Genomic DNA, 25,207 nt, shown 5'->3' with positions numbered 1-25,207 from the left:
GCTTCCCGTTCCAACAGGCGGCGCCGGTCCGGCCGCCTTTCAGGCCCGGAAAGGTCCGTCCGGGTGGCGTCAGCGAACGCCCCGGGCGGCGAACCAGGCCGACACCGCCCCGACCTGATCGGGCGTCAGCCGGTCGGCCACGGTCTGCATCAGGATGTGGCGCGACCCGCCGCCCCGCGCCCCGGCCTGCCAAGCTTCGAGCTGGCGCCGCAGATAGCCGGCATGCTGGCCATCGAGGCGCGGCCAGGACGGGTTGCGGCGCAGCGCGTCGTCACCGTGGCAGGACAGGCAGGCTGGAACCTGCTGGGCCGGTATGCCCTCGCGCGCGATGCGCTCGCCCTGTGCCAGCAGCTCCGGATCGGCCGGGGCGGGGGCCGGGGCCCGCGGCTGCGCGGCGTAATGCGCCGCCACGGCGCGCAAGGCCTCGTCGCCCGCCCGCGCCGCGGGGGGCTGCATGATGCCGCTGTGCCGCCGGCCATCGGCGAAGGCACGGAGCGTGTCGAGCAGATAGGCCTCGGATTGCCCGGCGATGATGGGAAAAGCGTCCCCGTCGCGCCCCAGCCCGTCGCGGTTGTGGCAGCGCGCGCAATCCGCCAGCACCGGCCCCGCCGGATCGGACAGCCCGCCCAGGGCGGCGCTGCCGCCCGGCGCCGAACGGGCGGCTTCCTCGCCATGGGCCAGCCGGCGGTATTCCCCGGGCGAAAGGGAAGGCAGCGCCTCCAGAAGCGCGACAAGGCTCCACACCTCGTCCCGCCGCTCCGGCTTCGGCCAGGCGGGCATGCCGGAATAGCGCACGCCATGCTGCACGATCTGGAAGAATTGCTGCGGGCTCCAGTCATCCAGCCGCTCGGAGAAATCCGGCGGCGCCGGCAGGCTGTGCGCCACCACGGGGTTCTGCTTCTCGCCCGGGGCGCCATGGCAGGGGGCGCAGCCCGTGGCGTAATGCCCCGCGCCCCGCGCCAGCAGCGCCGGATCGCCAAGGTCCGGCGGCGCTTCCACCTGCAAAGCATAGGTGCGGACCGAGTTCTGCATCACCCAGTGCAGGAACCAGTTGGTGACGCCCCAATGGCCTCCTGTCGCGCCGATGTAGAACAACCCCGACCAGGCAAACAGCAGGCCGCCCAGGATCAGGGCCGCCACCGCGATCCCGATGCGGCGCCAGGTCAGGCGGATGGTCATGCGGCATCTCCCTGCCGGTTCATGAGGCGGGCGGCGAGCGCCACGCCGCCCGCCAGATAGGCGGTGCCGCCCACCAGCAGCATCACCACGCCGCCGAGCGCCTGATCATCCTGCGCGGACAGCCACAGGCCATGGCCATGGCCATGGTCGTAGAGCGGGCGGGGCGCCAGGGTCAGCAGCACGCCCAGCAGCGTCATGTGCATGGAGGTCAGCAGCAGCCCGATGATGCCGGCGGCCTGCCGCCCCGGCTGCAGGCAGGCGAGCCAGAGCAGCAGCCCGGCGACCAGGAAGCTGAACTGCTCCAGCACCGCGAAGCCGGCATGGTGCCTAGCGAGGTTGTGCGGCACCGGCAGGTGCCATCCCCAGACCGCCACGAATTCCAGCAACGAGGCGCCAAGTGGGCCGATCCAGATCAGGCGCCGCAGCGGATCGGCCGCCGTGCCGAGGATCGCCACCGCCAGGAGCGGCGCCGCCACCGCCACCACCGCCATATGAGTAGTCATGCCGGCGGTGAAGCCATGGCCGAACAGCATGTTCACAGGCCCGCCCCAGGCCAGCGCCAGCACCAGCACGCCCCCGCCGAGCATCATGCCGCGCATCAGCGGCAATCCAGGATCAGATAGGCCGGCAAGGCGATGAAGATGACGCTGACAAAGGACAGGGCGGACAGCAGCAGCGTGGCATAGCCCAGGAAGCGCTGCCGGTCCTCCGGCGTCGCGGCGTCATGCGGCGGATCTTCCAAACCGAAGCCCCAGTGGCGCCAGGCCTGCCGGGCGGAGATCGCGATCAGCAGCAGGGCGACGGCCGTGCCGCCCGTCACCCAGATCTGCAATCCTTCCAGCGTGGCGAAGCTGACGCCGGGATTGGGCTTGGTCAGGATCACGCCGCCCCGCTTGGCGCAGGTCACGGCGGCCACGAGGTAGCAGAACAGGAAATGCAGCGCCCAGATGGTGGGCGGCATCATCAGGGTCCAGAGATCGGCGCGCTTGCGCAGGCGGAGGACCATGGCGTTCCCTCAGGCCAGCAGCGGAACCAGGGTGACGACGGCGATGGTCGTCAGCCCGGTCAGCGCCGCGAAATGCCAGAACAGCACCACATTGTGGATGTCGATGTCCCAGCGCGTGGTCAGCTTGCCGGCGAAGGAACGCGCCAGGCAGTAGAACTGCATCAGCACGCCCAGCGCCAGGTGCAGCGCGGTCCAGATCAGCAGCACCCAGACGATGCCGTCATAGGCATGGTCGGTGGGTTGCAGCCCGGCCTGCCACGGCGCCCAAAGCATGCAGGCGCCGCTGCCCAGCGCCAGCAGCACCGAGGCCGCCAGCGAAAGCCGCAGGCCGGCGGCGCTGCCGGCGGCGTTGCGCGCCCGCGCCAGCAGCATGGCGCCCCAGGCCGCGGCCACCAGCAGAAGCGCGAGCGCCGGCCAGAGCAGGCCGGGGCCGCGCGGCAGGCCGTCCATGCCGAGTGGGGGAAACTGCTCGTGGATCGTCCAGTAGTAGAAATAGCTGAAGACCAGGCTGACAAAGGCCGTCATGTCGCCGAACATGGTGATGAACATGGCCCACCAGCCGACGGATTTCGTGCCCGACACGTAAAGCGGCAGCACGACGCCGCGGCCGATATCCTTGGCTTCGGCTTCCGGAATGACCGCCGTGCCGCGCCACAGCCACACCATGATGGCGAACACGCCAAGCAGGCCCAGAACCAGCGACGTCCAGTAAAGATGGAAGGCCGTGCCGATGAAGCTGGCGCCGATCAGGATCGCGCAGATCATCGGCATGAAGCTGTTGCCCGGCACCCGCAGGCATTGCAGCGGACGGGAATCGAGCACCGATGTCACCAGGGTCTCGCGCTTTCCTTCCTCCGCATCGGGGAGGTACCAGCGGCCTTCCGCCACTTCGCGCGCCAGATCGGGCTGGTCCCAGAGGGGATAGCGGGAGGCGACCTCTGGCACGGAGCGGATGCCGTAATTCTGCGCCGGCAGGGGTGAGATCCATTCCATGGTGCCGGCGTTCCAGGGATTGGTTTCGCAGGTCTTGCGGCGGCGCACGCCGAACAGGCAGTCCCAGGTGAACAGCAGCACGCCCGCGGCGAAGATGAACGCACCAACCGTGGAGACCAGGTTCAGCCAGTCCAGGCCGATGCCGCCCGGATAGGTGAAGACCCGGCGCGGCATGCCCCGCAGCCCGGTGAAATGCATGGGCAGGAAGCCGATGTTGAAGCCGGTGAACATCAGCCAGAAGACCCAGCGCCCGAGCCGCGCGGAAAGCGGCTTCGCCGTCACCAGCGGCATGTAGTAATATGCGCCGGCGAAAAGCGGCATCAGCATGCCGCCGATCAGCACGTAATGCAGGTGGGCCACCACGAAATGCGTGTCATGCGCCTGCCAGTCGAAAGGCGCGATCGCCACCATCACGCCGGTCAGCCCGCCGATCACGAAGATGGCGAGCGAGCCGGACGCGAACAGCATCGGCACGGAAAAGGTGACCCGGCCGGCCAGCATGGTGGCCAGGAACACGAAGATCTGCACCCCGGTGGGGATCGCCACCGCCTCCGACGCGGCGGAGAAGAAGCCGAGCGAGATCGCCGGCAGGCCGGTGGTAAACATGTGGTGGACCCAGAGCCCGAAGCTCAGGAAGCCGGTTCCCACCGCCGCCAGCACGATCCAGGAATAGCCGATGATGGGCCGCCGCGCGAAGGTCGGCACGATCATCGCCATCAGCGCGATGGAGGGCAGGAAGATGATGTAGACCTCCGGATGGCCGAAGATCCAGAACAGGTGCTGCCACAGCAGCGGGTCGCCGCCGCGCGCCGGATCAAAGAATGGCCAATCCGCGAGCCGCTCCAGCTCGAACAGGATGTCACCGGCGATGAGCGGCGGAAAGGCGAACAGGATCATCCCGCCCACGATCAGCACGTACCAGCAGTAGAGCGGGATGGTGTTGATGCGCATGCCCGGTGGGCGGCATTTCAGCACGCCGACGATAAGCTCCACCGCCGCGGCGATCGACGCCACCTCGATAAAGGACAGGCCAAGCAGCCAGATGTCGGCGCCGATGCCGGTCAGCTTCGGATCGGTGGTGAGCGGCGGGTACATGAACCAGCCGCCATCCGGCGCCGCGTTGAAGAAGATGGAGCCGCAAACGAACACGCCGCCGATCAGGAAGCACCAGTAGCCGAAGGCCGAAAGGCGCGGAAAAGGCAGGTCGCGCGCGCCGAGCATGGTGGGCAGCAGCAGGATCGCCACCGCCTCAAAGATCGGCACGGCGAACAGGAACATCATCGCCGTGCCATGCAGCGTGAAGGCCTGGTTGTAGAGGCTGGGGGAAAGCAGATCGTTGTCCGGCACGGCAAGCTGCGCGCGCACCATCAGCGCCAGCGCGCCGGCGAACAGGAAGAAGGCGAAGGAGGTGACCGTGTACCACACGCCCACCTCCGTGTTGTTCACGGCCGACCAGTAGCGCCATCCCTTGTCGCTGTCCCAGACCTTGTTGAGCCGCTCTTCCTGGGCCTCGCGGCGGGTCTGGCTGTCGGTCTGGCTCATGGCGTTTCCATCCGCGTCCCGGCGGGGGCACTCAGCCAGCGGGCGATGCTGGCGCTGTCCTCCGGCGACAGCATGGCGAAGGAGGGCATGCGGGCGCCAGGCTTGATGTCCCGCGTGTGGCGGATGAAGCGGGCGATGTTGTCCACGTCATTGGGCAGGATGCCCGCGGCGATCGAGGGCCGCTCCGACAGATGGGTGAGGTCCGGGCCGATGCGCCCGGCGGCGGGCGTCCCGGCCACGGTGTGGCAGGCGCCGCAGCCATTGGCCAGAAACAGCGTGGCCCCTTCCTGCGCCCCTGGTGGTGGTGGCGCCGGGTCGCGGCGGGACCGCAGCCACGCCTCGAAGGCGTCCGGCTCCATGACTTCCACATCCAGGGCCATCAGGGCATGGGAGGCGCCACAGAACTCGGCGCAGGCGCCACGGAAGCGGCCGGTGCGCTCCGGCTCCAGCACCAGGCGGTTGGTCATGCCGGGGATCATGTCCATCTTGCCGCCGAGCGGCGGCACCCAGAAGGAATGGATCACGTCCTGCGCGGTGAGCACGAATTCGGTGCGGCGGCCGCGCGGCAAGCGGACCTCGTTGGCGCTGCTGACGCGGCTGCCATCCGGCAGCTCATAGGTGACGCGCCACCAGAATTGCTGGCCTTCAACGGCGATGCGCAGGTCTTCGCCTGGCGCGCGCAGGACCGGCATCAGCCGCAGGCCGAACACCAGCAGCACGGCCAGGGCGATTGTAGGCAGGATGGCGCCGCAGATCAGGATCAGGCGGGCGGCGGCGCGGCCGCTCCAGGGCTCGCGGCGCCGCCGGGTGGCGTAAAGCGAGAGTGCCATCACCAGCACCCAGATCACCACCGAGGCTGCGAGCATCCACCAGAAAAGCTCGCCCACCACCCGGGCTTCGTAGCCCGCGGTATCGAGCGCGGATTGCCGGCCCGAGCAACCGGCGAGCGCAAGCGCGGACCCTGCCGCAGCCAGCCCGCCCCAGGGGCGGGAGGCACTGAAACCTGGCAAAACCGTCATGTCGCTCCCCGTCCTGCCGGGAACGTCAGGCTTCAGCCAGGGTTTCGCGAAAACATCCCTGGCCCAGGGATTAACACGGGCGTTATTCCTTGCCCTTCACCGGGATGTTCACCGGCCCGCCCGGGCCAGGGGAATCCTTGGTGCGGTTGTTGTTGTCGCCGGGGCGCAGATTGTATTCCGCAGGGTCGATGCCTGGATCATTGGGATCGATCTGCCCTTCCAGCGGATCATGCTGCCCGACGCTCTTGGGGCGCGCCGTGGGCGGGCCGCTGCCGACATCCTTCAGTTCCTCGTGCTTATCCGCCATGGCGGTTCTCCTTTTCCGGGTGTCAGAGCATCGGCCTTCCGCCGGTGACGGGGATCAACGCGCCGGTGATGTAACTGGCTTCATCCGAGGCCAGCATGACATAGGCCGCCGCCAGCTCGGCGGGCTGGCCGGCGCGCCCGATGGGCGTGTTCTCGCCAAAGGTCTTCACCGCCTCCTCCGGCATGGTGGAGGGGATCAGCGGCGTCCAGATCGGGCCGGGCGCGACGCAGTTCACGCGAATGCCTTTTTCCGCCACCATCTGCGCCAGCCCGGCGGTGAAATTGGCGATGGCGCCCTTGGTGGTGGCATAGGCCAGCAGGCTCGGGCTCGGGCTCTTGGCATTGATGGAGGTGGTGTTCACGATGGAGGCGCCCGCCTTCATCACCTTCAGCGCCGCCTTCGACAGGTAGAACTGCGAGTAGATGTTGGTGCGGAAGGTGAGGTCCCATTCCTCGGCGCTGATGTCCTGGATGTCCTCGTGGCTGCGCTGCATCGCCGCGTTGTTTACCAGGATGTCAAGCTTGCCGAACTGGTCCACAGCCTTCTGCACCAGGGACCGGCAATGCGCCTCGGAGGTGATGTCACCAGGCAGCACCACGGCCTTGCGGCCGGCCTCCTCCACCCAGCGGGCGGTTTCCCTGGCGTCCTCATGCTCCTCCGAATAGGAGATCAGCACATCGGCGCCTTCCCGCGCGAAGGCGATGGCCACGGCGCGGCCGATGCCGGAATCGCCGCCGGTGATCAGCGCGACCTTGTCCTTCAGCCGGCCGCTGCCCTTGTAGCTTTGTTCCCCGTGATCGGGGGTGGGAGACATGGCCCTGGTTTCGCCCGGCGGGTTTTGCTGTTGTTCGGGCTGGGGCGGCTTGGGGTAGCGGCTGGCGTCGTGATCCATGGCGAAAAGCCCTCCATTCTGGCGGAAGCTGGGGCGTAAGCTGCGGAAAATCCTCGGCTTCCCCTGCGCAGGGAAAGCGCGGCGCGGCCACGGGATGCCTTTCCTCCGATCACAAGGACCGTGAGCAGGAGCGCCAGGATGGCTGGCGGGGGTCAACGGAGGCATGGGCAGCGGCTATGCCCGATGATCCGTCCACCCGTGGAGGCGCCGCATGAACCCCACCGAGCTGTCCACCGCCCTGGCGATGCTGCGGGACGCGGCGCCACTGGTGCACAACATCACCAACCAGGTGGTGGCCAACCTCACCGCCAATGCCCTGCTGGCCATCGGTGCCTCGCCCGCCATGGTGCAGGCGGAGGAGGAGGTGGAGGAATTCGTCGTCCAGGCCGCCGCGCTGGTGGTGAATATCGGCACGCTGCTGGCGCCGCAGCGCCGCGCCATGCACCTGGCCGCGCGGCATGCGGGTCAGGCCGGCATTCCGTGGGTGCTGGACCCGGTTGCGGCGGGCGCCACCGCCTTCCGGCGCGAAACCGCGCAAGACCTGCTGGCGCTGCGCCCCGCCGTGCTGCGCGGCAACGGTTCCGAGATCCTGGCCCTGGCGGGGGAGGATGGCGGCGGCAAGGGCGTGGACAGTGGCGCCGCCACCGGTCGGGCGGTCGCCGCGGCGCGGGCGGTGGCGCGGCGGGAAGGGGTTGTGGTGGCCGTCACCGGCGCCATCGACCATGTCACCGATGGCACTCGCATGGTGACCGTGGGAAACGGCCACCCGCTGCTGACCCGCGTCACCGGAACCGGCTGCACCGCCACGGCCTTGATCGGCGCCTTTCTCGGGGCCGGGCTGCCGCCCCTGACGGCGGCGGTGGCGGGCCTCGCCACCCTCGGCGTCGCGGCGGAGCAGGCCGCCGGGGCCGCCGCCGGCCCGGCCAGCTTCCAGGTGGCCCTGCTCGACCGCCTGCACGGCCTGGACGGCGCCACCCTGGCGGCGCGCGCCCGCCTGGGCTGAACAGGCGCGCCTCGTTCAGCCGGCCGCTTCGGGAAGGGCGACCTCCAGGCCCAGCAACAGGAAGGACAGCGTCTTGCCATGCCCGTCTAGGTTGAGGGCCCCGTTGACGCCGCCTTGCAGAACATCCTCCACCACGAAGTTGAAGGCCCGCAGGCCGGGCAGATCGTAGCGGCGCACGGCGGTGGCGCCGCGATGCGCGAACAGCGCCAGCACCCGCGCCTCGGTCACCTGTTCGGCCAGCAGGGGCCAGTCCTCGGCCCGGTGGGCGATCAGCGCCAGGTTCAGCCGGTTGCCCTTGTCGCCGGCGCGGGCATGCGCCAGCCGGTGCAGCGGAACGGCGCTCATGCGGCATCCTCCAGCGACAGCAGCGTGACCCGCGGCGCCAGGCGGGCACGCGGCACCAGGAAGGACAGGGTGCGGATGCGGTCGGTGACGCGCGATCGCACCCCACCGCCGCCGGCCGGGCCGCAGCAATACAGCGACAGCACCTCGCGCGCCGCCCGCTCGGCGGCGGCGCGGCTTTCGCTGGCGAAGGCGAGGCGCAGCCGGACATCGCCGGGTGACGTGGCATTGGCCTCGCGCAGCGCGCCGCCATCGCCATCGAACACGCTGACCACGCCGATCAGGTCCAGCCGCGCCTGCCCTTCCAGGCCGAGATGCCGCAGCCGTTCCAGCAGGGTGCGGCCCGCCAGCTCGGCGCGCGCCCGGGCGTTCGGGCCGGCATAAGAGATCTCGCCTTCCCCGAGCCAGCCGCCGGGCAGGCTGACCGTCGCCTTCAGCCGTTCCGGCCGCGGATGACCGCGCGCGCCGGCAAGCCGCACCCGGTCGGGCGCTTCCTCGGTGATGGCGACCCCGGTGATGTCGAGCACCACATCAGGGGTGAGGTAGGCCGCCGGATCGTGCAGCTCATACAGCAGCTGTTCGGTGACGGAACGGCGGTCCACCCGGCCGCCCGTGTTCTCCGGCTTGGTGATCAGCACCGCGCCATCGGCGCCGATCTCGGCGATGGGGAAGCCCAGCGTCGCCATGCTGGGGATGTCCTTCACCCCCGGATCGGCGAAATAGCCGCCGGTGACCTGGGCGCCGCATTCCAGCAGGTGCCCGGCCATGGTGCCGGCGGCCAGCCGGTCCCAGTCGGTTTCGGACCAGCCGAAATGCGCCAGCATCGGCCCCAGCGCCAGAGCGGGATCGGAACAGCGGCCGGTGATCACCAGATCGGCGCCCCGGCGCAGCGCCTCGGTGATCGGGGCGGCGCCCAGATACACATTGGCGGCGATCACCCGTTCCGGCTCCAGCACCGCGCCGGCATCGCCTTCCCAGGGGTCGAGGTCGCTGAGCGCCCCGGTGCCCCGGATGTCATCCCCTTCCACCACAGCGACGCGGAGGGCGGGCAGGCCAAGCTCCCGCGCCAGGTGCAGCGCCGCCATCGCCGCACCGCGCGGATTGGCCGCGCCGCCATTGGTGACGATGGGAATGCCGGCCGCCGCGCAGCGGCCCAGGATCGGGCGCAGCAGGTCGAGCAGGGCGGGCTCGAACCCCGCCTCCGGCTTGTGCAGCCGCTCGCGCTGGGCCAGGGCCAGGGTGCGTTCCCCGAGCACCTCCAGCATCAGCGCGGCCGGGCCGCCGGAGGCGATCAGCGCGTCGGCCACCGGCCCCGGCGCGTCCAGCCGGTCGCCGGAAAAGCCGGAGCCGCAGCCGATGCGCAGCAGGGCGGAAGGATCGGAACCGAGGGGCACGGCCGCTCAATCCGCCGTGGCGCCGGAAACGCGCACCACCTCGCGCCACTTGGCGATGTCCTGCTCCAGCCAGGGGCGGAACGCATCGGGGGTCAGGCCCACCGGGATCAGGCCCTGATTGCGCAGCTGTTCCGCCAGCTCGGGCGCGAACAGCGCTTCACGCAGCGCCGCGTAGATCCGGTCCCGCACCGGCGCCGGCAGCTTCGCAGGGGCGAACAGGCCATGCCAGGCGGCGACGTCGAACTCGGCGACGCCCTGCTCGATGGCCGTTGGCACCTCGGGCGCGATCTCCAGCCGCTTGGCGGAGGTGGTGGCCAGCGCCTTCAGCTTGCCATCCCGCACGAAGGGCAGCACGGCGGTCACCTGATAGATGGTCATCGGCACGGTGCCGCCAATCACGTCCGTCACCGCCTGGGCGCCGCTCTTGTAGGGCACATGCACCAGCGGGGCCCCGGTCTTCATCTTCAGCAACTCGCCTGCCAGATGGGAGGAGGTGCCGTTGCCGGCCGAGGCATAGCTGACGCCGCCGCGCTGCTGCTTCGCCCATTCGACGAACTCGGGCAGGGTCTTTGCCGGCACGGAAGCCGAAACCACCAGCAGGTTCGGCGCCTCGGTCACCAGGGAAAGGGGGGTGAAGTCGCGCAGCACGTCGTAAGGCATCTGCGGCATCAGCGACATGTTCACCGAATGCGACGCGATGCTGCCGAGGCACAGCGTGTAGCCATCCGGGGGCGATTTGGCGACGGCATCGCTGCCCACCACCCCGCCGGCGCCCGGGCGGTTTTCCACCACGATGGGCTGGCCCAGGCTCTGCGACATGCGCGGCACCAGCAGCCGCGCCACGATGTCAGTGGAGGTGCCGGCGCCAAAGGGCACGATCAGGCGGATCGGCCGGCTGGGCCAGCCATCCTGCGCCCTGAGAGGAAGGGGCGACAGCGTGGCGGCGAACAGGCCGCCCAGCAAGGTCCGGCGTGACGGGGAGAGGGTCATGGATGTTCCTGCAGCGTTTCCGTTCGGGCCTTTCCGGCCCCTTGCCGCCATGGAGCCGCACCACAGGCCATCATGCAATTGATATGTTTCAGGGGCAGTCATAGGGTCCGGTTATGACCATCTCCCTGCGCCAGCTGCGCGCCCTGACCGCGGCCGTGGAAACCGGCAGCTTCGGCCGCGCGGCGGCCAGGCTCCATCTGTCGCAGCCGGCCCTGACGGTGCAGATCCGCAGCCTTGAGCAAAGGCTGGGGCTGACCCTTTTCGACCGCTCGGCCCGTGGCGCGCGGCCCACAGAGGCGGGGCGCAACCTGGCGCAATCCTTTGGCCGGGTGCTGGAGGAGGTGGACCAGCTTGTCGCCGGCGCCCGCGAGCAGGCGGCGCGGCGCTCCGGCACGGTGCATCTGGCGGTGCTGCCTTCGGTGGCATCCACGCTGCTGCCTGCCGCCCTGACGAGGCTGCGCCAGGCGCATCCGGCGATCCGCGTCCTGCTGCGGGACGCGGTGGCGCGCCATGTCGCGGACCAGGTGAAGGCGGGGGAGGTGGAACTCGGCATCGGCATCCTGCAAGGCGCCGATGCCGAGCTGGAGGCGGAATCGCTGTTCGAGGACAAGCTGGTGGCGGTGCTGCCGCCCGGCCACCGCTTCGGCGCCCTGCGCCGCCTGTCGCCCGAGGCCCTGGCCCGCGAGCCGCTGATCCTGACCGATCCCGGCAGCAGCGTGCGGGCCCTCGCGGAACGCGCCTTCGCGGAAGCCGGGCTGGTGCTGCGGCCCGCCTATGAGGCGACCTACATGAGCACGGCGGTGGCGCTGGTGCGCGCGGGCCTCGGCATCGGCGTGCTGCCCGCAACGGCGCTCGACCTGCGTCTGACGCCCCTGCTGGACACCAAGCCTATCGATGCCGCCGCGATGCGCCGCCGCATCCTGCTGCTGCGGCGGCGTGGCGCCAGCCTTTCGCCCGCGGCGGAGGCATTGGCCGAGGCGATCCATGTCGCGGTAGGCGGCGGCGCGCATATCCGGTGACGCGCGGCAAGGCGGGTTCGTGTGACCTTTCGCAACACAGCGCGGCGTCTTGTTCTGTGTCATATACAGAAACCTTGTGAAACACCCTCTCCGCATACAAGACGCGGGGAGATGCTTGTCCTGAGCGTCACAGCGGTGTAGTCATCCTGAAACCAGGGCATGGCCCGTCATGCGCCGGGAAAAGGCGTTCGCCAGTGGCTGCCGTCCGCAAAACGGCAATGCTGTGCAGGCAACTTTCCGTCCGGACGACGCGGCCCGCTAAAGCCCACCCAACGTCCATGATCGAAACAGCGGAATTTCGGGGCGCGGCCGCGTGCGGCCGGTGCAGCGATGCGCATGCGCGGCGTTGCGGCCCGTTTGGCGATGGGATCGTGGATGCGAAGCTGGTTCAAACATTCCAGGCATGCGCTGCTGCCATCTTGCCTGGCGCTGCTTCTGACAGGATGCGCGGGCGGCGTGCTGGACCCGAAAGGCCCGATCGGCCTGGCCGAGCGGTCGCTGATCTGGACGGCCACCTGGATGATGCTGCTGGTCGTGGTGCCGGTGATCGGCATGACGATCTGGTTCGCCTGGCGGTACCGCGCCTCCAACAAGGCCGCCCGCTACGAGCCCAACTGGGACCATTCCACCAGGATCGAGGCGGTGGTGTGGGCGATCCCCTGCGTGATCATCCTGTTCCTGGCGATCATCACCTGGAAAACGACGCACGAGCTCGACCCCTACAAGCCGATCGAGGCGGAGGTGCCGCCGGTGCAGGTGCAGGTGGTGTCGCTCGACTGGAAATGGCTGTTCATCTATCCCGAACTGGGCATCGCCACCGTCAACGAGATGGCGATGCCGACCAACGTGCCGGTGCAGTTCCACATCACCTCCGGCAGCGTGATGAACGCGTTCTTCATCCCGCGGCTCGGCAGCATGATCTATTCCATGGCCGGCATGACCACCAAGCTGGCCCTGCTGTCGAGCGAGGACGGCATCTATGACGGCATGTCGTCCCATTACAGCGGCGCCGGCTTCTCGGGCATGAAGTTCAAGGCCCATTCCACCGACCAGGCCGGCTTCGACGCCTGGGTGGAAAAGGTGCGGGCCAGCGGCGCCACGCTCGACATGGCCGCCTATGAGCGCCTGGCGGAGCCGAGCGAGAACAACCCGGTTGCCTATTACGGAAACGTCACGCCCTCGATCTTCGGCGCCATCCTGCATCACAGCGCCCCTGGCATGCTGATGCATCCCCCTGCCGCGGCGGACCCCGCCGCGCCGGCCAGCCCCCATGCCGGGGGACATGCCGAGGGCCATGAAGGCCATGAAGGCCACGCCATGCGGGCCGCCGATGCCGGCGCCCATGGCCATGTCGGGCACAAGGAGTAGGCCATGCTCGGTAAGCTCACCCTCGACGCCGTTCCCTTCCACGATCCCATCATCATGGTCGCGCTGGGCGTCACCGGGCTGGCCGGCCTGGCGCTCGCGGCATGGATCACCCGGGCCGGCCGTTGGACCTGGCTGTGGAAGGAGTGGCTGACCTCGGTCGACCACAAGAACATCGGCATCATGTACGTCATCCTCGCGGTGGTGATGCTGCTGCGCGGCTTTTCCGACGCGCTGATGATGCGCCTGCAGCAGGCGATGGCCACGGCCGGCGCCGCGGGGTACCTGCCGCCCGACCATTACGACCAGATCTTCACCGCGCATGGCGTGATCATGATCTTCTTCGTGGCCATGCCGTTCATCGTCGGGCTGATGAACCTGGTGGTGCCGTTGCAGATCGGCGCGCGCGACGTCGCCTTCCCGATGCTGAACAATCTCAGCTTCTGGCTGACGGCCGCCGGCGCCGCGCTGATCAACATCTCGCTCGGCGTCGGGGAATTCGCCAAGACCGGGTGGCTGGCCTTCCCGCCGCTGTCGGGCCTGCAATACAGCCCCGGCGTCGGCGTCGATTATTACATCTGGTCGCTGCAGATCTCGGGCGTCGGCACCACGCTGGCCGGCGTGAACATGATCGCCACCATCCTGCAGATGCGCGCGCCGGGCATGACCATGTTCCGCATGCCGATCTTCGCCTGGACCTCGCTCTGCTCCAACATGCTGATCGTGGCGGCCTTCCCGGTGCTGGCGGCGACGCTGGCGATGCTGACGGTGGACCGCTACCTGGGCTTCCACTTCTTCACCAATGACGCCGGCGGCAACGCCATGATGTACATCAACCTGATCTGGATCTGGGGCCATCCGGAGGTCTACATCCTGATCCTGCCGGTGTTCGGCGTATTCTCCGAGATCATCTCCACCTTCTCGACCAAGCGGCTGTTCGGCTACACCGCGCTGGTCTGGGCCACGGTGTGCATCACCGTGCTGTCCTTCATCGTCTGGCTGCACCACTTCTTCACCATGGGATCGGGCGCCAACGTGAATGCCTTCTTCGGCATCACGACCATGCTGATCTCGATCCCGACTGGGGTGAAGGTGTTCAACTGGCTGTTCACCATGTATCGCGGCCGCGTGCGGCTGGAGACGCCGGTGATGTGGACCATCGGATTCATCATCACCTTCGTCATCGGCGGCATGACCGGCGTGCTGCTGGCGGTGCCGGGCGCCAATTTCGTGCTGCACAACTCGCTGTTCCTGGTGGCGCATTTCCACAACGTCATCATCGGCGGCGTGCTGTTCGGCTGCTTCGCCGGCTTCGTCTACTGGTTCCCGAAGGCCACCGGCATCAAGCTCGACGAGAAATGGGGCAAGCGCTCCTTCTGGTGCTGGCTGGGCGGCTTCTACCTGGCGTTCATGCCGCTCTACGCGCTCGGCTTCCTGGGCATGACGCGGCGCATGAACCATTCGGACAATCCGCTCTGGACGCCCTATCTGTATGTCGCGCTGCTCGGCGTTCTGGTGATCATGGCGGGCATCGCCTGCCAGGCGATCCAGCTCTGGGTCAGCATCCGCGACCGCGAGAAGAACCGCGACCTGACGGGCGACCCCTGGGGCGGCCGCACGCTGGAATGGGCCATCGCTTCCCCGGCGCCGTTCTACAACTTCGCCGAAACCCCGCATGTGCGCGACATCGACGCCTACTGGGACATGAAGGAACAGGGCCTGTCGCCGAAGACGCATGACTTCAGGCCCATCCACATGCCGAGCAACACGGCGACCGGCGTGGTGGTCGGCGCCATCTCCACCGTGCTCGGCTTCGCCCTGGTGTGGCACATCTGGTGGCTGGCGGCGGTGAGCCTGCTCGGCATCATCGTCACGCCCATCATCCATTCCTTCACGGCCAGCGATGGCTATGAGGTTTCGCCCGAAACGATCGAGGCATTCGAGCGGGAGCACGCGGCGCGGCTGAGGCAGGCGCAGCGTTCCCCGGCGGAACTGGTGGGGGCCTGATCCGATGTCCGCACATGCCATGAACGCGCAGGCCCATGCCAGCCATTCGGCGCGGGAGGCGCATCACGACGCAGGCCCCACCACCGCGCTGGGGTTCTGGATCTACCTGATGAGCGACTGCATCCTGTTCGCGGCGCTTTTCGCGGCCTATGCGGTGCTCAGCCCCGCCACGGCCAACGGCCCGACCGGGGCGGAGCTGTTCGACCTGTCCTTCGTGCTGGCCGAAACCTTTCTGCTGCTGCTGTCCTCCGTCACCTTCGGCTTCGGGATGCTGGCGGCGGTGGGGCAGGACCGGCCGCGGGCGATGCGCTGGTTCATCGCCACCTTCCTGCTCGGCGCCGGCTTCCTGGCGATGGAGTTGTATGAGTTCAACCACCTGATCCAGATGGGCGCGGCGCCGGGCACCAGCGCCTTCCTGTCGGCCTTCTTCACCCTGGTCGGCACGCATGGCCTGCACGTCGCCTTCGGTATGATCTGGCTGGCGACGATGATGGCGCATGTGATGAAGGACGGGCTGACCGACACCAACCTGACGCGCCTGAACTGCCTCAGCATGTTCTGGCACTTCCTGGACATCATCTGGATCGGCGTCTTCACCATCGTCTACCTGATGGGAGCCCTTTGACCATGGCCACCGCTTCCCGACATCCCGCGCGCCCCGGGCCCGATCCCTCGGCGGCGCAGGCCGCGCAGGCGCATGGCAGCGCGGCGTCCTACCGCAAGGGCTTCATCCTGGCCCTGGTCCTGACGGTGATCCCCTTCGCCCTGGTGATGGGGGAGTTCCTGCCCAGGACCGCGACGGTGGCGATCGTCCTCGGCGCGGCCGTGGTGCAGATGGTGGTTCACCTGATCTACTTCCTGCACCTGAAGACCGGCGAAGGCGAGCGCTGGAACCTGGTCGCCCTGGTGTTCACCGCGATCGTGGTGGGCATCGTCATGGCCGGCTCGATCTGGGTCATGCACAACATGAACTATTACATGATGGTTCCCATGCCGATGCCGGCCCACTGAGGCCGCTGCGCCGGAAAGGAAGGGCCAGACCATGCCATGGGCGTGTTCCGGCCCTTTTCACGTCATCTGCGTGCCGCCCTTGTATTGCGATTGCGAGGAACTTGCATTAACCCGCGAAAAACCGTGCCGCGCTTCCTCATTGGGGGGAAAGCCGCGGTGTCCGAACAGGGAAACCCAGATGATCCGCTTCGCTTCTCGCCGTTCCGCCTTGCGCGGCGTGCTTGGCCTCGCGCTGATCCCCGCGGGGCTGGCCGCCTGCGCCCGGAACGGGGGCATGGTTGTTCCGCATGCCCAGGGCGAGGCCCGCCTGTCCGCTCCGCCGCGCCGCATCGTCAGCTATGACCTCGGCGCGCTCGACATGTTGCAGGCGCTGGGCGCCGGCGTCGCGGCGGTGCCCGCGGTTCGTATGCCGTCCTATCTTTCCGGCTTCGAGGCCGACACCTATCCGCGCGTCGGGACGCTGTTCGAGCCCGATCTCGATGCCCTGCGCGCCGCCCGGCCTGACCTGATCCTGGTGGGCGGCCGCTCCAGCCGCCAGTTCGAGGCCCTCAGCGCCATCGCGCCGACCCTCGACCTCAGCGCCCGGCCGACGCATTTCCTCGCGGATGTGGAGCGCAATCTCCGCTCGCTCGGCCAGGTGCTCGGGCGTGAGGCGGAGGCCGAGGGCCTTCTCGCCGCCTTTGCGGGGGAAAGGGCGGCGCTGCACGCCAGATCGGCCGGGGCCGGCACCGGGCTGATGCTGTTCGTCGCGGGGCAGGGCATGTCGGTGCAGCCGCCGGGCGGCCGCTTCGGCTATATGTACGACCTGTTCGGCATCCGCCCGGTTGTGGCGGCGGAGGAGGCACCGGCCGCGCCGGCCCAGGCCGCCGCCGAAGGAAGCCCAGAGGCCGCGGCGCAGGCGCAGGCGCGCCGCGAGGCCGGCGCCGCCCAGGCCAGCTTCCTGTTGTCGGCGCTGCGCCGCAATCCGGACTGGATCTTCGCGCTCGACCGTCCGGCCGCCACCGGAGGGGAGGCCGTGGCGAATACCCGCCTGGCGGCCAGCGAGGCCGTGCGCGGCACCACCGCCTGGCGGCGCCAGCAGTTGGTGATGCTCGATGCGCCGGCCTGGTACCTGGCCGGCAACGGCATCACCGCGCTGCGCTCCGCCGTGGCGCAGTTCTCCCGCGTGCTGGGCTGAGCGCGATCGGGCTCCGCCCGGCCCGGCGCATGCGCCGGGCCGGGTTCGGCCTCAGCCGGCCTTGGCGCCGGAGGTCCGCACCAGGTCCCGCCACATCGGCCGTTCCCGGTCGATGCGGGCCACCGCTTCCTCCGGCGTGCTGGACAGGGCCAGGGCGCCACCGTCCAGCAGGCGCTGCTGGAAGGCGGGATCGGCGGCGATCTGCCGCAGGGCGGCGTTCACCCGCTGCACCACCGCTGGCGGCGTGCCGGCGGGCGCGATCAGGGTGCCCCATACCGTGACCACGAAATCCAGCAGCCCCGCCTCGGCCATGGTGGGCACATCGGGCAAGGTGGGCCAGCGCGCGGCGCTGGTCACCGCCAGGGCGCGGATGCGGCCTTCCTTGATCAGCGGGATATAGGAGGCGAGGTTGTCGAGGGTGAAATCCACATCGCCCGCCAGCAGCGCCGGAATGGTCTGCGACGCGCCGCGATAGGGCACATGCGTGGCCTCCACCTTGGTGCGGCCGAACAGCAGCGCGCTCGACAGATGCGTCGTCTGGCCGATGCCGGTGGAGCCATAGGTGATCCCCTGCGGCCTTTCGCGCGCCCAGGCGATGAACTCGGCCAGGGTCCGCGCCGGGGACCGGCCCGCCGCCACCACCGCGACATTGGGCATCTCATAGACCATGCCGAGCGTGACGAGGTCGCGCGCCGGGTCGAAGGGCATGCTGTCGAACAGGAAGGGGTTGATGGCCAGTCCGCTGACATTGGCCACGCCGAGGGTGCTGCCATCCGGCGCCGCCTTGGCCACCGTGTCGGTGCCGATATTGCCGCTGGCGCCCGGCCTGTTCTCCACCACCACCGGCTGGCCGAGCAGCGTTCCCAGGCGCTCGGCGTAAAGCCGGGCGATCACGTCGGTGGAGCCGCCGGGCGGGTAGGGCACGATCAGCCGGACCGGGCGGTCTGGCCAGTTGCCTTGTGTGTTGCCCTGAGCCCGCAGCGGCAGGGGACTGGCAGCCAGCGCGGCGGCACCGAGCAGCCCACGGCGTCGGATCATGGAGGAACTCCCTTGGGATATCTGCTTGCTTGCATGGGAGCGCCGGAAGGCGCCCGGATGGATCATGCGTCAGCGTCGCCGTTCCGGCCAGGGGCCTCCGCCCGGAGCCTCAGCTTGAGGGGCGCAGCAGCGCGGCCAGCAGCAGGTCGCGATGCGCGGCCCGCATGGCACCGGCATCCGGCGCCTCGGCATCGCCCAGGATGATGCGCCACACCGCCAGCATCAGCACGGGGGCCAGCACCACCTCGGCGAAGCCAGGGGCGTTCACCTCGGGGCGGAACTCGCCGCTCGCCGCGCCGGCGGCCAGCAGGCGGCGGGCGATGCCGGTGCTGCGTTCCAGCATTTCCGCCCGGTAGAAGCGGGCCAGTTCCGGCACGTTCGCCGCCTCGGCGATAATCAGGCGGAACATCACCCGGTCCCGCGCATCCTGGCACACGGCGCGGTAGCCCAGCTCCAGCATGCCGGCGAGCAATTCGCTGAAGGGACCGGTGTGCTGGTTCAGCTGCCGCTCGGCCGCCTCGAAATCGGCACGGGTGCAATCGCGGACCACCGCCTCGAACAGCGCGGTCTTGGACAGAAAGTAGTGGTAGATCAGGCCCTTGGCGATGCCGGCGCGGCGCGCGACCTCGGCCATGCGGGCGCCGGCGAAGCCGCGGGCCGAGAACTCCTCCAGCGCGGCTTCGAGGATCTGCGGGCCACGCTCGGTGGGTGGCAGGCGGCGGCGGGAAGGCGGAGAGGGAAGCGCTTCGTCCAAGGTGATGCCTGTGTTGCCGGTCTCGGGAAGCGGCCTTGACCGCAGGGCCGCCACGCCCCAAGAATGATGCTCTATTGACTAAATGGTCAATAAGACAATCTTCCCCTTGATCCCTTCCAGGCCCCAGAGCATGCCGGACCAGGTCCAAGACCGAACCCTTCTCAGCCCCTCGGCACCCCCGCGCCGGCGGCGCAGGATCTGGCTGGCGGGGCTTGTGCTGTTCGGCCTGGCGGCGGCCGGTGGCGCGAACTGGCTGCGCGCGCCGTCCCAGCCGCCTTCCTCGGCCCTGGCGGATGTGCCCGCGCCCGAGGCGGCGCCCGCCCTGACCGTCACGCTGGCGCCCGTGCAGCGCCGGGAGCTGGCGCGGGTCATCATCGGCGATGGCTCCGTGGTGGCCTGGCAGGAGCTGGTGATCGGCGCCGAAACCAGCGGCCTGCGCGTTCTCGCCGTGCCGGTGGAGGAAGGTGACCAGGTGCGCCAGGGCCAGATGCTGGTCGAGTTCGACGCCGCGCTGCCCGCCGCGCAACTGGCCCAGGCCCGCGCCGCCCTGGCGGAGGCGGAGGCCGCCCTGTCCATCGCCGGCCGCGACCTGCGCCGCGCCAGCGAATTGGCGCGCACGGGCAATATGGCGCGGGAAATCCTGGAACAGCGGCAATCCGCCGTGCAACAGGCCGAGGCGAGGCTGCTCGCCGCCCGGGCCCGCCAGCAGGAGGCGGAAGCGCGGCTGGCCCAGGCCCGCATCGTGGCGCCGCATGACGGCATCGTGGCGCGCCGTTCCGTGCTGCCGGGCGCCGTGGCGCAGCCCGGGCAGGAGATGGTGCGGCTGATCCGCGACGGCCGGCTGGAACTGGATGCCCGCGTGCCGGAACTCGACCTCGCCCCGCTGCAGCCCGGCCAGCCGGTGCGCGTGCTGCATGGCGAGCGGGAGATCGCCGCCCGCATCCGCGCCGTGGCGCCCACGGTGGCGGGGGATACGCGGCTTGGCATTGTGCATGTGGAGTTGCCGGCGGATTCCGGGCTGCGCCCCGGTATGTTCGCCCGCGCCGAGTTCCGCCCCGGTGCCGCGCCCAGCCTGGCCGTGCCGCAGGAAGCGGTGGTGTATCGCGGCGGACAGGCCACTGCCTTCGTCGTGCCCGAGGGCGGGGACCGCGTGGCGGCGCGGGAGGTGGTGCCCGGCATCCGCCAGGACGGGCTGGTGGCGGTGACCGCCGGCCTGTCGGCGGGGGAGCGGGTGGTGGCCTCCGGCGCCGGCTTCCTGTCCGATGGCGACCGCGTCCGTGTCGCCGCGCCGCGCTGAAGAACCGGTGCCCCAGGGGAGGCCGATCATGGAACACCGCAACATCTCCGCCTGGGCGATCCGCAACCCGATCCCGACCTTTGTGCTGTTCCTGCTGCTGACGCTGGCCGGGCTGGTCGCCTTTCCGACGCTGCGCATCAACAACACGCCGGACATCGACCTGCCGGCCGTGGTGGTCACGGTGATGCAGCCCGGCGCGGCACCCTCAGAGCTCGAGACCCAGGTGACGCGGCGGGTGGAGGATGCCGTTTCCGGCCTCGGCGACGTCAAGCACATGACGTCCATCGTCAATGACGGCACCTCCACCACCGTGATCGAGTTCAACCTCGGCAAGGATGTGGACCGCGCCACCAATGACGTGCGCGACAAGGTGTCGCAGATCCGCGCCGACCTGCCGGCGGCGATCCGCGACCCCATTGTCAGCCGCATCGAGGTGACGGGGGGCGCCATCGTCACCTACACCGTCGCCAATCCGGCGATGAGCACGGAACAGCTTTCCTGGTTCATCACCGACACGGTGGCGAAGTCGCTGCTGGCCATTCCCGGCGTGGCCGAGGTCAACCTCGTGGGCGGCGTCGAGCGCGAGATCCGCGTGGCGCTGAAGCCCGACCGCCTGCTGGCGCTCGGCATCACCGCGCTTCAGGTGAACCAGCAGCTGCGCGACGCCAACATCAACCTGCCCGCCGGCCGCGGCATGCTGGGGCAGAGCGAGCAGAGCATCCGCACCCTGGGCTCGGCCCCCAGCGTCGAGGCGCTGCGGGCGCGGCCGATCATCCTGCCCGGCGGCCGCACCGCGCGGCTGGAGGAGATCGCCGAGGTATCCGACAGCACCGCCGAGATCCGCACCGCCGCGCGGCTGGACGGCCTGCCGGTGGTGGCGTTCGAGGTGATGCGCACCCGCGGCTCCTCTGAGGTCGCGGTGGCGGAGGCCGTGGCGAAGCGCGTCGAGGCGTTGCAGGCGGCGCATCCGGGCACCGAGATCCGCCGCGTCACCTCCACCGTCGCCTTTGTCGAGGCCGGCTACCATGGCGCGCTGGAGGCGCTGCTGGTCGGCACGCTGCTGGCCGTGCTGGTGGTGTGGCTGTTCCTGCGCGACTGGCGCGCCACCATGGTGGCGAGCGTCGCCATGCCGCTGTCGCTGATCCCGACCTTCCTTGTGCTGCACTGGCTCGGCTACGCGCTGAGCAACGTGACGCTGCTCGGGCTGACGCTGGTGGTCGGCGTGCTGGTCGACGATGCGATCGTCGAGATCGAGAACATCGTCCGCCACCTGCGCGCCCATCCGGAACGCGGCGCCTTCCGCGCGGCGCTGGATGCCTCGGCCGAGATCGGGCTGGCGGTGATGGCCACCACCGGCGCCATCCTGGCCGTGTTCGTGCCGGTCGCCTTCATGCCCGGCATTCCCGGCCAGTTCTTCCGCCAGTTCGGCCTGACCGTGGCGGCGGCGGTGTTCTTCTCGCTGGTGGTCGCGCGGCTGCTGACGCCGCTGATGGGCGCCTACCTGCTGAAGCCGCCGCAGGGCGCGCATGCCGATGAGGTGGGGGAAGGCGCGGTCGGCCGCCGCTATCTGTCGCTGCTCGGCTGGTGCCTGAAGCATCGCTGGGTGACGCTGGGCGCCGCCACAGGCTTCTTCGCGCTGTCCCTGGCGCTGGTGCCGCTGATCCCCTCCGACTTCATTCCCGCCGCCGACCGGGGCCGCTCCGCCGTGGCGCTGGAGCTGGAGCCGGGCGCGACCCTGGCCGACACCGACGCCGCCGTGCAGCGCGCCACCGCCATCCTGAAGGCGCGGCCGGAGGTGGAATCCGTCTTCGCCTCGCTCGGCACCTCCAGCGTGGTGGGCGGGCCCGGCATGGGTAGCTCCACGGCGCAGGGCGATCCGCGCAACGCCAACCTGATCGTCACGCTGAAGCCGCGCGGGGAACGGAACCTGAAGCAGCAGCAATTCGAGGCGGCGCTGCGCCCGCAGCTCGAAGCCATCCCCGGCGTTCGGGTGCGGTTCGGCGCCGACGGCATGAGCGGCTCCAAGGCTGAAATCACGCTGGTGGGCGACGATGCCGCCACCCTGGCCGGCGCGGCGCGGGAGCTGGAGCGGCAGATGCGCGGCATCCCGGCGCTGTCCGGCGCCCGCTCCACCGCCAGCCTGGAGCGGCCGGAACTGCAGATCGCGCCGCTGGAGGCGCGCGCCGCCGAGCTTGGCGTGTCGGCCGCTGCGATTGGCATGACGGCGCGCATCGCGACGATCGGCGACATCGACCAGAACCTGGCGCGCTTCAACCTGCCCGACCGGCAGATCCCGATCCGCGTCATGCTGGACGAGGCCGCGCGCGACGATCTGGCAGCCCTGCGCTCCCTGCGCGTCGCCGGCCGGGCCGATATGGCGGTGCCGCTGGAAGCGGTGGCCGAGATCCGCCACGGCGCTGGCCCCGCACAGATCGACCGGCTGGACCGTACCCGCAAGGCGACGGTGCAGGCCGAGCTGAACGGCATGCCGCTGGGCGAGGCGACGGCGCTGGTGGCGCAGCTTCCGATCATGCGCGACCTGCCGCCCGGCGTGCGGGAACAGCCGGTGGGGGATGTGGAGGTGATGGCCGAGCTGTTCTCCGGCTTCGTCCTCGCGCTCGGTTCCGGCGTGCTGCTGATCTACATCGTGCTGGTGCTGCTGTTCGGCGGCTTCCTGCAGCCCCTGACCATCATGTCGGCCTTGCCGCTGTCTCTTGGCGGCGCGCTGATGGCGCTGCTGCTGGCTGGCGGCGCGCTCAGCGTGTCGGCGGTGATCGGCGTGCTGATGCTGATGGGCATCGTTGCCAAGAACTCCATCCTGCTGGTGGAATACGCCATCGAATCCCGCCGCGCCGGCCATTCCCGGACCGAGGCGCTGTTCGAGGCGGCGCGCAAGCGGGCCCGCCCCATCATCATGACCACCATCGCCATGACCGCCGGCATGGTCCACATCGCCGCCGGCATCGGCGCGGATTCCGAGTTCCGGTCGCCGATGGCGCTGGTGGTGATCGGCGGGCTGATCACCTCGACCCTGCTGAGCCTGGTGGTGGTGCCGGTGGTTTATACGGTGGTGGACGATTTCGGGGGCTGGGCGCTGCGCCTGGTCCGCGGGCGCCGGGCGCGGGCGGCCTGATGGCAGGGGAAGGGGTCCGGCACGGCCCGGTGCCGGCCCCACTTGTTACGCGTCCATCCCGGCCCAATCTGCCGCTGCATGGATGCCATCACCGCCACTGAGCCGCGCTTCCGCTTCGACAATTCCTATGCCCGCCTGCCAGGGCGCTTCTATGCCCGGCTGGACCCGACGCCGGTGGCCGCGCCGAAGCTGGTGCGGGTGAACGCGGCGCTGGCGGAGCAACTCGGGCTGGACCCGGAGGCGCTGCGCTCGCCCGAGGGCGTCGCGGTGCTCGCCGGCAACCGCGTGCCGGAAGGGGGGATACCGCTGGCCATGGCCTATGCCGGCCACCAGTTCGGCGGCTTCGTGCCGCAGCTCGGCGATGGCCGGGCCATCCTGCTGGGTGAGCAGGTGGCGCCGGATGGCACCCGCCGCGACATCCAGCTGAAGGGTTCCGGCCCGACGCCGTTCTCGCGCCGCGGCGATGGCCGCGCCGCGCTGGGCCCGGTGCTGCGCGAATACCTTGTCAGCGAAGCCATGGCGGCGCTCGGCATTCCGGCGACCCGGGCCCTGGCCGCCGTGACCACGGGCGAGACGGTGCTGCGCGAGCGGGAATTGCCGGGCGGCGTGTTCACCCGCGTCGCCGCCAGCCATCTCCGCGTCGGCACCTTCCAGTATTTCGCCGCCCGGCGGGACGAGGAGGGGCTTCGCATCCTGCTGGACTACGCCATCGCCCGGCACGACCCGCTGGCGGCCGAGGCGGAGAACCCGGCGCAGGCCTTCTTCGCCGGCGTGGTGCGGCGGCAGGCGGCGCTTGTCGCGCAATGGCTGCTGGTCGGCTTCGTGCACGGCGTGATGAACACCGACAACACCAGCATTTCCGGCGAAACCATCGATTTCGGCCCCTGCGCCTTCATGGAGGCCTATGACCCGGCGACGGTGTTCAGCTCCATCGACAGCTTCGGCCGCTACGCCTACGGCAACCAGCCGCGCATCGTGCAATGGAACCTGGCGCGGCTGGCCGAATGCCTGCTGCCGCTGCTGGCGCTGGACGAGGAAGCGGCGGTGGAGCGGGCCCAGCAGGCCCTGTCCGGCTTCGCGCCGGCCTTCGAGGCCGCCTATCATGCCGGCCTGCGACGCAAGCTCGGCCTGCTGACGGAGGAGGAGGGCGACATCGCCCTGGTGCAGGACCTGCTCACCCGCATGGCGGAGAACGGCGCGGATTTCACCTTGGCCTTCCGCCACCTCGCCGATGCCGACCAGGCCCGCGCCCTGTTCCGCGATCCGGCCGCCTTTGATGGCTGGGCCGGGGATTGGCGGCGGCGGCTGGAGCGGGAAGGCGCTTCCCCGGAAACTCGCCGCGCCGCCATGAACGCGGTGAACCCGGCCTTCATCCCCCGCAACCACCGGGTCGAGGCCGCCATCGCCGCGGCGGTGGAGCGGGAAGACTTCACCCTGTTCCACGAAATGGCCGACCTCCTGGCCCGCCCCTATGACGACCAGCCCGGCTTCGAGCATTACGCCCTGCCCGCCGCGCCGGGCGAGGAAGTGCGGCAAACCTTCTGCGGCACCTGAGGCGGCGGCCAGCGTGGAATGATCGGCGCGGAACCGCTTCCGGCGCCGATTAACCGCGGGGGCGAAGTGCTCTAGGTTGGCGGCCCAGGGCGCGGCGCGGCGATTCCGCCGCCGCGCCGCGCGGTTCTGCCCTCCGGGGCAGCGCATCCTCGGAAGGCCAGGGCAATATGCGCAGATCGATCTTT

At 69.8% G+C, this 25,207-nt stretch carries 22 protein-coding genes; 10 read left to right on the top strand and 12 right to left on the bottom strand.

All coding sequences use genetic code 11. The features are described 5' to 3' along the window. Nucleotides 1-69: 69 nt before the first annotated feature. The 7 genes from F0Q34_RS09190 to F0Q34_RS09160 all read right to left on the bottom strand — a co-directional run bounded on the left by F0Q34_RS09190 (nucleotide 70) and on the right by F0Q34_RS09160 (nucleotide 6,938). Nucleotides 70-1,179, bottom strand: a complete 1,110-nt coding sequence (locus F0Q34_RS09190; RefSeq protein WP_149811912.1) for a c-type cytochrome — start codon at nucleotides 1,177-1,179, stop codon at nucleotides 70-72. Beyond that, nucleotides 1,176-1,778 (bottom strand): cytochrome c oxidase assembly protein, encoded by a 603-nt coding sequence (locus tag F0Q34_RS09185; protein WP_241665406.1) that lies wholly within the window; start codon nucleotides 1,776-1,778, stop codon nucleotides 1,176-1,178. Before F0Q34_RS09185 ends, F0Q34_RS09190 begins: the two co-directional genes overlap by 4 nt. Continuing rightward, nucleotides 1,778-2,185, bottom strand: a complete 408-nt coding sequence (locus tag F0Q34_RS09180; protein WP_149811911.1) for a hypothetical protein — start codon at nucleotides 2,183-2,185, stop codon at nucleotides 1,778-1,780. The genes F0Q34_RS09185 and F0Q34_RS09180 overlap by 1 nt, the downstream gene beginning before the upstream one ends. A 9-nt stretch (nucleotides 2,186-2,194) precedes the next feature. Then, nucleotides 2,195-4,720: a cytochrome c oxidase subunit I gene (ctaD, locus tag F0Q34_RS09175; protein ID WP_149811910.1), complete on the bottom strand. Its 2,526-nt coding sequence runs from the start codon at nucleotides 4,718-4,720 to the stop codon at nucleotides 2,195-2,197. Then, nucleotides 4,717-5,739, bottom strand: coding sequence for a cytochrome c oxidase subunit II (gene coxB / locus F0Q34_RS09170; RefSeq protein WP_149811909.1), 1,023 nt, complete (start codon nucleotides 5,737-5,739; stop codon nucleotides 4,717-4,719). The genes ctaD and coxB overlap by 4 nt, the downstream gene beginning before the upstream one ends. Before the next feature lie 82 nt (nucleotides 5,740-5,821). Continuing rightward, the gene (locus tag F0Q34_RS09165; RefSeq protein WP_149811908.1) at nucleotides 5,822-6,046 is read right to left on the bottom strand and encodes a hypothetical protein; all 225 of its coding nucleotides are present in this window, start codon (nucleotides 6,044-6,046) and stop codon (nucleotides 5,822-5,824) included. A 22-nt stretch (nucleotides 6,047-6,068) separates the two neighbouring features. Then, nucleotides 6,069-6,938, bottom strand: coding sequence for an SDR family oxidoreductase (locus F0Q34_RS09160; RefSeq protein WP_149811907.1), 870 nt, complete (start codon nucleotides 6,936-6,938; stop codon nucleotides 6,069-6,071). Between the two features lie 211 nt (nucleotides 6,939-7,149). Here F0Q34_RS09160 and thiM point away from each other — a divergent pair, with 211 nt between their 5' ends. Beyond that, nucleotides 7,150-7,941: a hydroxyethylthiazole kinase gene (gene thiM, locus F0Q34_RS09155; protein ID WP_149811906.1), complete on the top strand. Its 792-nt coding sequence runs from the start codon at nucleotides 7,150-7,152 to the stop codon at nucleotides 7,939-7,941. A 15-nt stretch (nucleotides 7,942-7,956) separates the two neighbouring features. On the opposite strand, the gene F0Q34_RS09150 is transcribed toward thiM, so the two are convergent. Genes F0Q34_RS09150 through F0Q34_RS09140 form a run of 3 tightly spaced genes read right to left on the bottom strand, consistent with a single transcriptional unit; the run spans nucleotide 7,957 to nucleotide 10,667 of the window. Next, complete coding sequence (locus F0Q34_RS09150) at nucleotides 7,957-8,286, bottom strand: AtuA-related protein (protein WP_149811905.1); 330 nt, start codon at nucleotides 8,284-8,286, stop codon at nucleotides 7,957-7,959. Continuing rightward, entirely contained in the window at nucleotides 8,283-9,677 is a 1,395-nt protein-coding gene (locus F0Q34_RS09145) for an acyclic terpene utilization AtuA family protein (RefSeq protein ID WP_149811904.1), read from the bottom strand. Before F0Q34_RS09145 ends, F0Q34_RS09150 begins: the two co-directional genes overlap by 4 nt. A gap of 6 nt (nucleotides 9,678-9,683) precedes the next feature. Continuing rightward, nucleotides 9,684-10,667, bottom strand: a complete 984-nt coding sequence (locus tag F0Q34_RS09140; protein WP_149811903.1) for a Bug family tripartite tricarboxylate transporter substrate binding protein — start codon at nucleotides 10,665-10,667, stop codon at nucleotides 9,684-9,686. A 113-nt stretch (nucleotides 10,668-10,780) separates the two neighbouring features. On the opposite strand from F0Q34_RS09140, the gene F0Q34_RS09135 reads away from it, so the two are divergent. The 6 genes from F0Q34_RS09135 (at nucleotide 10,781) to F0Q34_RS09110 (ending at nucleotide 17,246) form a co-directional block, all read left to right on the top strand. After that, nucleotides 10,781-11,686, top strand: coding sequence for a LysR family transcriptional regulator (locus tag F0Q34_RS09135; protein ID WP_149811902.1), 906 nt, complete (start codon nucleotides 10,781-10,783; stop codon nucleotides 11,684-11,686). A 330-nt stretch (nucleotides 11,687-12,016) separates the two neighbouring features. Then, on the top strand, nucleotides 12,017-13,054 hold the full coding sequence (gene cyoA / locus F0Q34_RS09130; RefSeq protein WP_370751147.1) for a ubiquinol oxidase subunit II: 1,038 nt from the start codon (nucleotides 12,017-12,019) through the stop codon (nucleotides 13,052-13,054). Nucleotides 13,055-13,057: 3 nt separating this feature from the next. Then, the gene (gene cyoB, locus F0Q34_RS09125) at nucleotides 13,058-15,058 is read left to right on the top strand and encodes a cytochrome o ubiquinol oxidase subunit I (RefSeq protein WP_149811900.1); all 2,001 of its coding nucleotides are present in this window, start codon (nucleotides 13,058-13,060) and stop codon (nucleotides 15,056-15,058) included. A 4-nt stretch (nucleotides 15,059-15,062) separates the two neighbouring features. After that, a complete protein-coding gene (gene cyoC, locus F0Q34_RS09120) occupies nucleotides 15,063-15,683 on the top strand; it encodes a cytochrome o ubiquinol oxidase subunit III (RefSeq protein WP_206667982.1) in 621 nt (206 codons plus the stop codon). A gap of 2 nt (nucleotides 15,684-15,685) precedes the next feature. Then, complete coding sequence (gene cyoD, locus F0Q34_RS09115; RefSeq protein WP_149811899.1) at nucleotides 15,686-16,069, top strand: cytochrome o ubiquinol oxidase subunit IV; 384 nt, start codon at nucleotides 15,686-15,688, stop codon at nucleotides 16,067-16,069. Nucleotides 16,070-16,247: 178 nt separating this feature from the next. Continuing rightward, entirely contained in the window at nucleotides 16,248-17,246 is a 999-nt protein-coding gene (locus F0Q34_RS09110) for a siderophore ABC transporter substrate-binding protein (RefSeq protein WP_161600810.1), read from the top strand. Between the two features lie 51 nt (nucleotides 17,247-17,297). On the opposite strand, the gene F0Q34_RS09105 is transcribed toward F0Q34_RS09110, so the two are convergent. Together F0Q34_RS09105 and F0Q34_RS09100 are read right to left on the bottom strand one after the other, a co-directional pair. Further along, a complete protein-coding gene (locus F0Q34_RS09105; protein ID WP_149811897.1) occupies nucleotides 17,298-18,284 on the bottom strand; it encodes a Bug family tripartite tricarboxylate transporter substrate binding protein in 987 nt (328 codons plus the stop codon). Between the two features lie 109 nt (nucleotides 18,285-18,393). Further along, on the bottom strand, nucleotides 18,394-19,038 hold the full coding sequence (locus F0Q34_RS09100; protein WP_149811896.1) for a TetR/AcrR family transcriptional regulator: 645 nt from the start codon (nucleotides 19,036-19,038) through the stop codon (nucleotides 18,394-18,396). 130 nt (nucleotides 19,039-19,168) lie between these two features. Between F0Q34_RS09100 and F0Q34_RS09095 the strand changes: the two genes are divergently transcribed. The 3 genes from F0Q34_RS09095 (at nucleotide 19,169) to F0Q34_RS09085 (ending at nucleotide 25,022) form a co-directional block, all read left to right on the top strand. Next, entirely contained in the window at nucleotides 19,169-20,335 is a 1,167-nt protein-coding gene (locus tag F0Q34_RS09095) for an efflux RND transporter periplasmic adaptor subunit (RefSeq protein ID WP_161600809.1), read from the top strand. Between the two features lie 28 nt (nucleotides 20,336-20,363). After that, the gene (locus F0Q34_RS09090) at nucleotides 20,364-23,468 is read left to right on the top strand and encodes an efflux RND transporter permease subunit (protein ID WP_149811894.1); all 3,105 of its coding nucleotides are present in this window, start codon (nucleotides 20,364-20,366) and stop codon (nucleotides 23,466-23,468) included. A gap of 78 nt (nucleotides 23,469-23,546) precedes the next feature. Continuing rightward, the gene (locus F0Q34_RS09085; RefSeq protein WP_149811893.1) at nucleotides 23,547-25,022 is read left to right on the top strand and encodes a protein adenylyltransferase SelO; all 1,476 of its coding nucleotides are present in this window, start codon (nucleotides 23,547-23,549) and stop codon (nucleotides 25,020-25,022) included. The last annotated feature ends 185 nt before the right edge of the window (nucleotides 25,023-25,207 follow it).

It is taken from the genome of Teichococcus oryzae (assembly GCF_008386565.1).
Lineage (GTDB): Bacteria > Pseudomonadota > Alphaproteobacteria > Acetobacterales > Acetobacteraceae > Pseudoroseomonas > Pseudoroseomonas oryzae.
The sequence above is the reverse complement of the archived record's forward strand: the minus strand, read 5'-3'. Positions and strand labels throughout refer to the sequence as shown.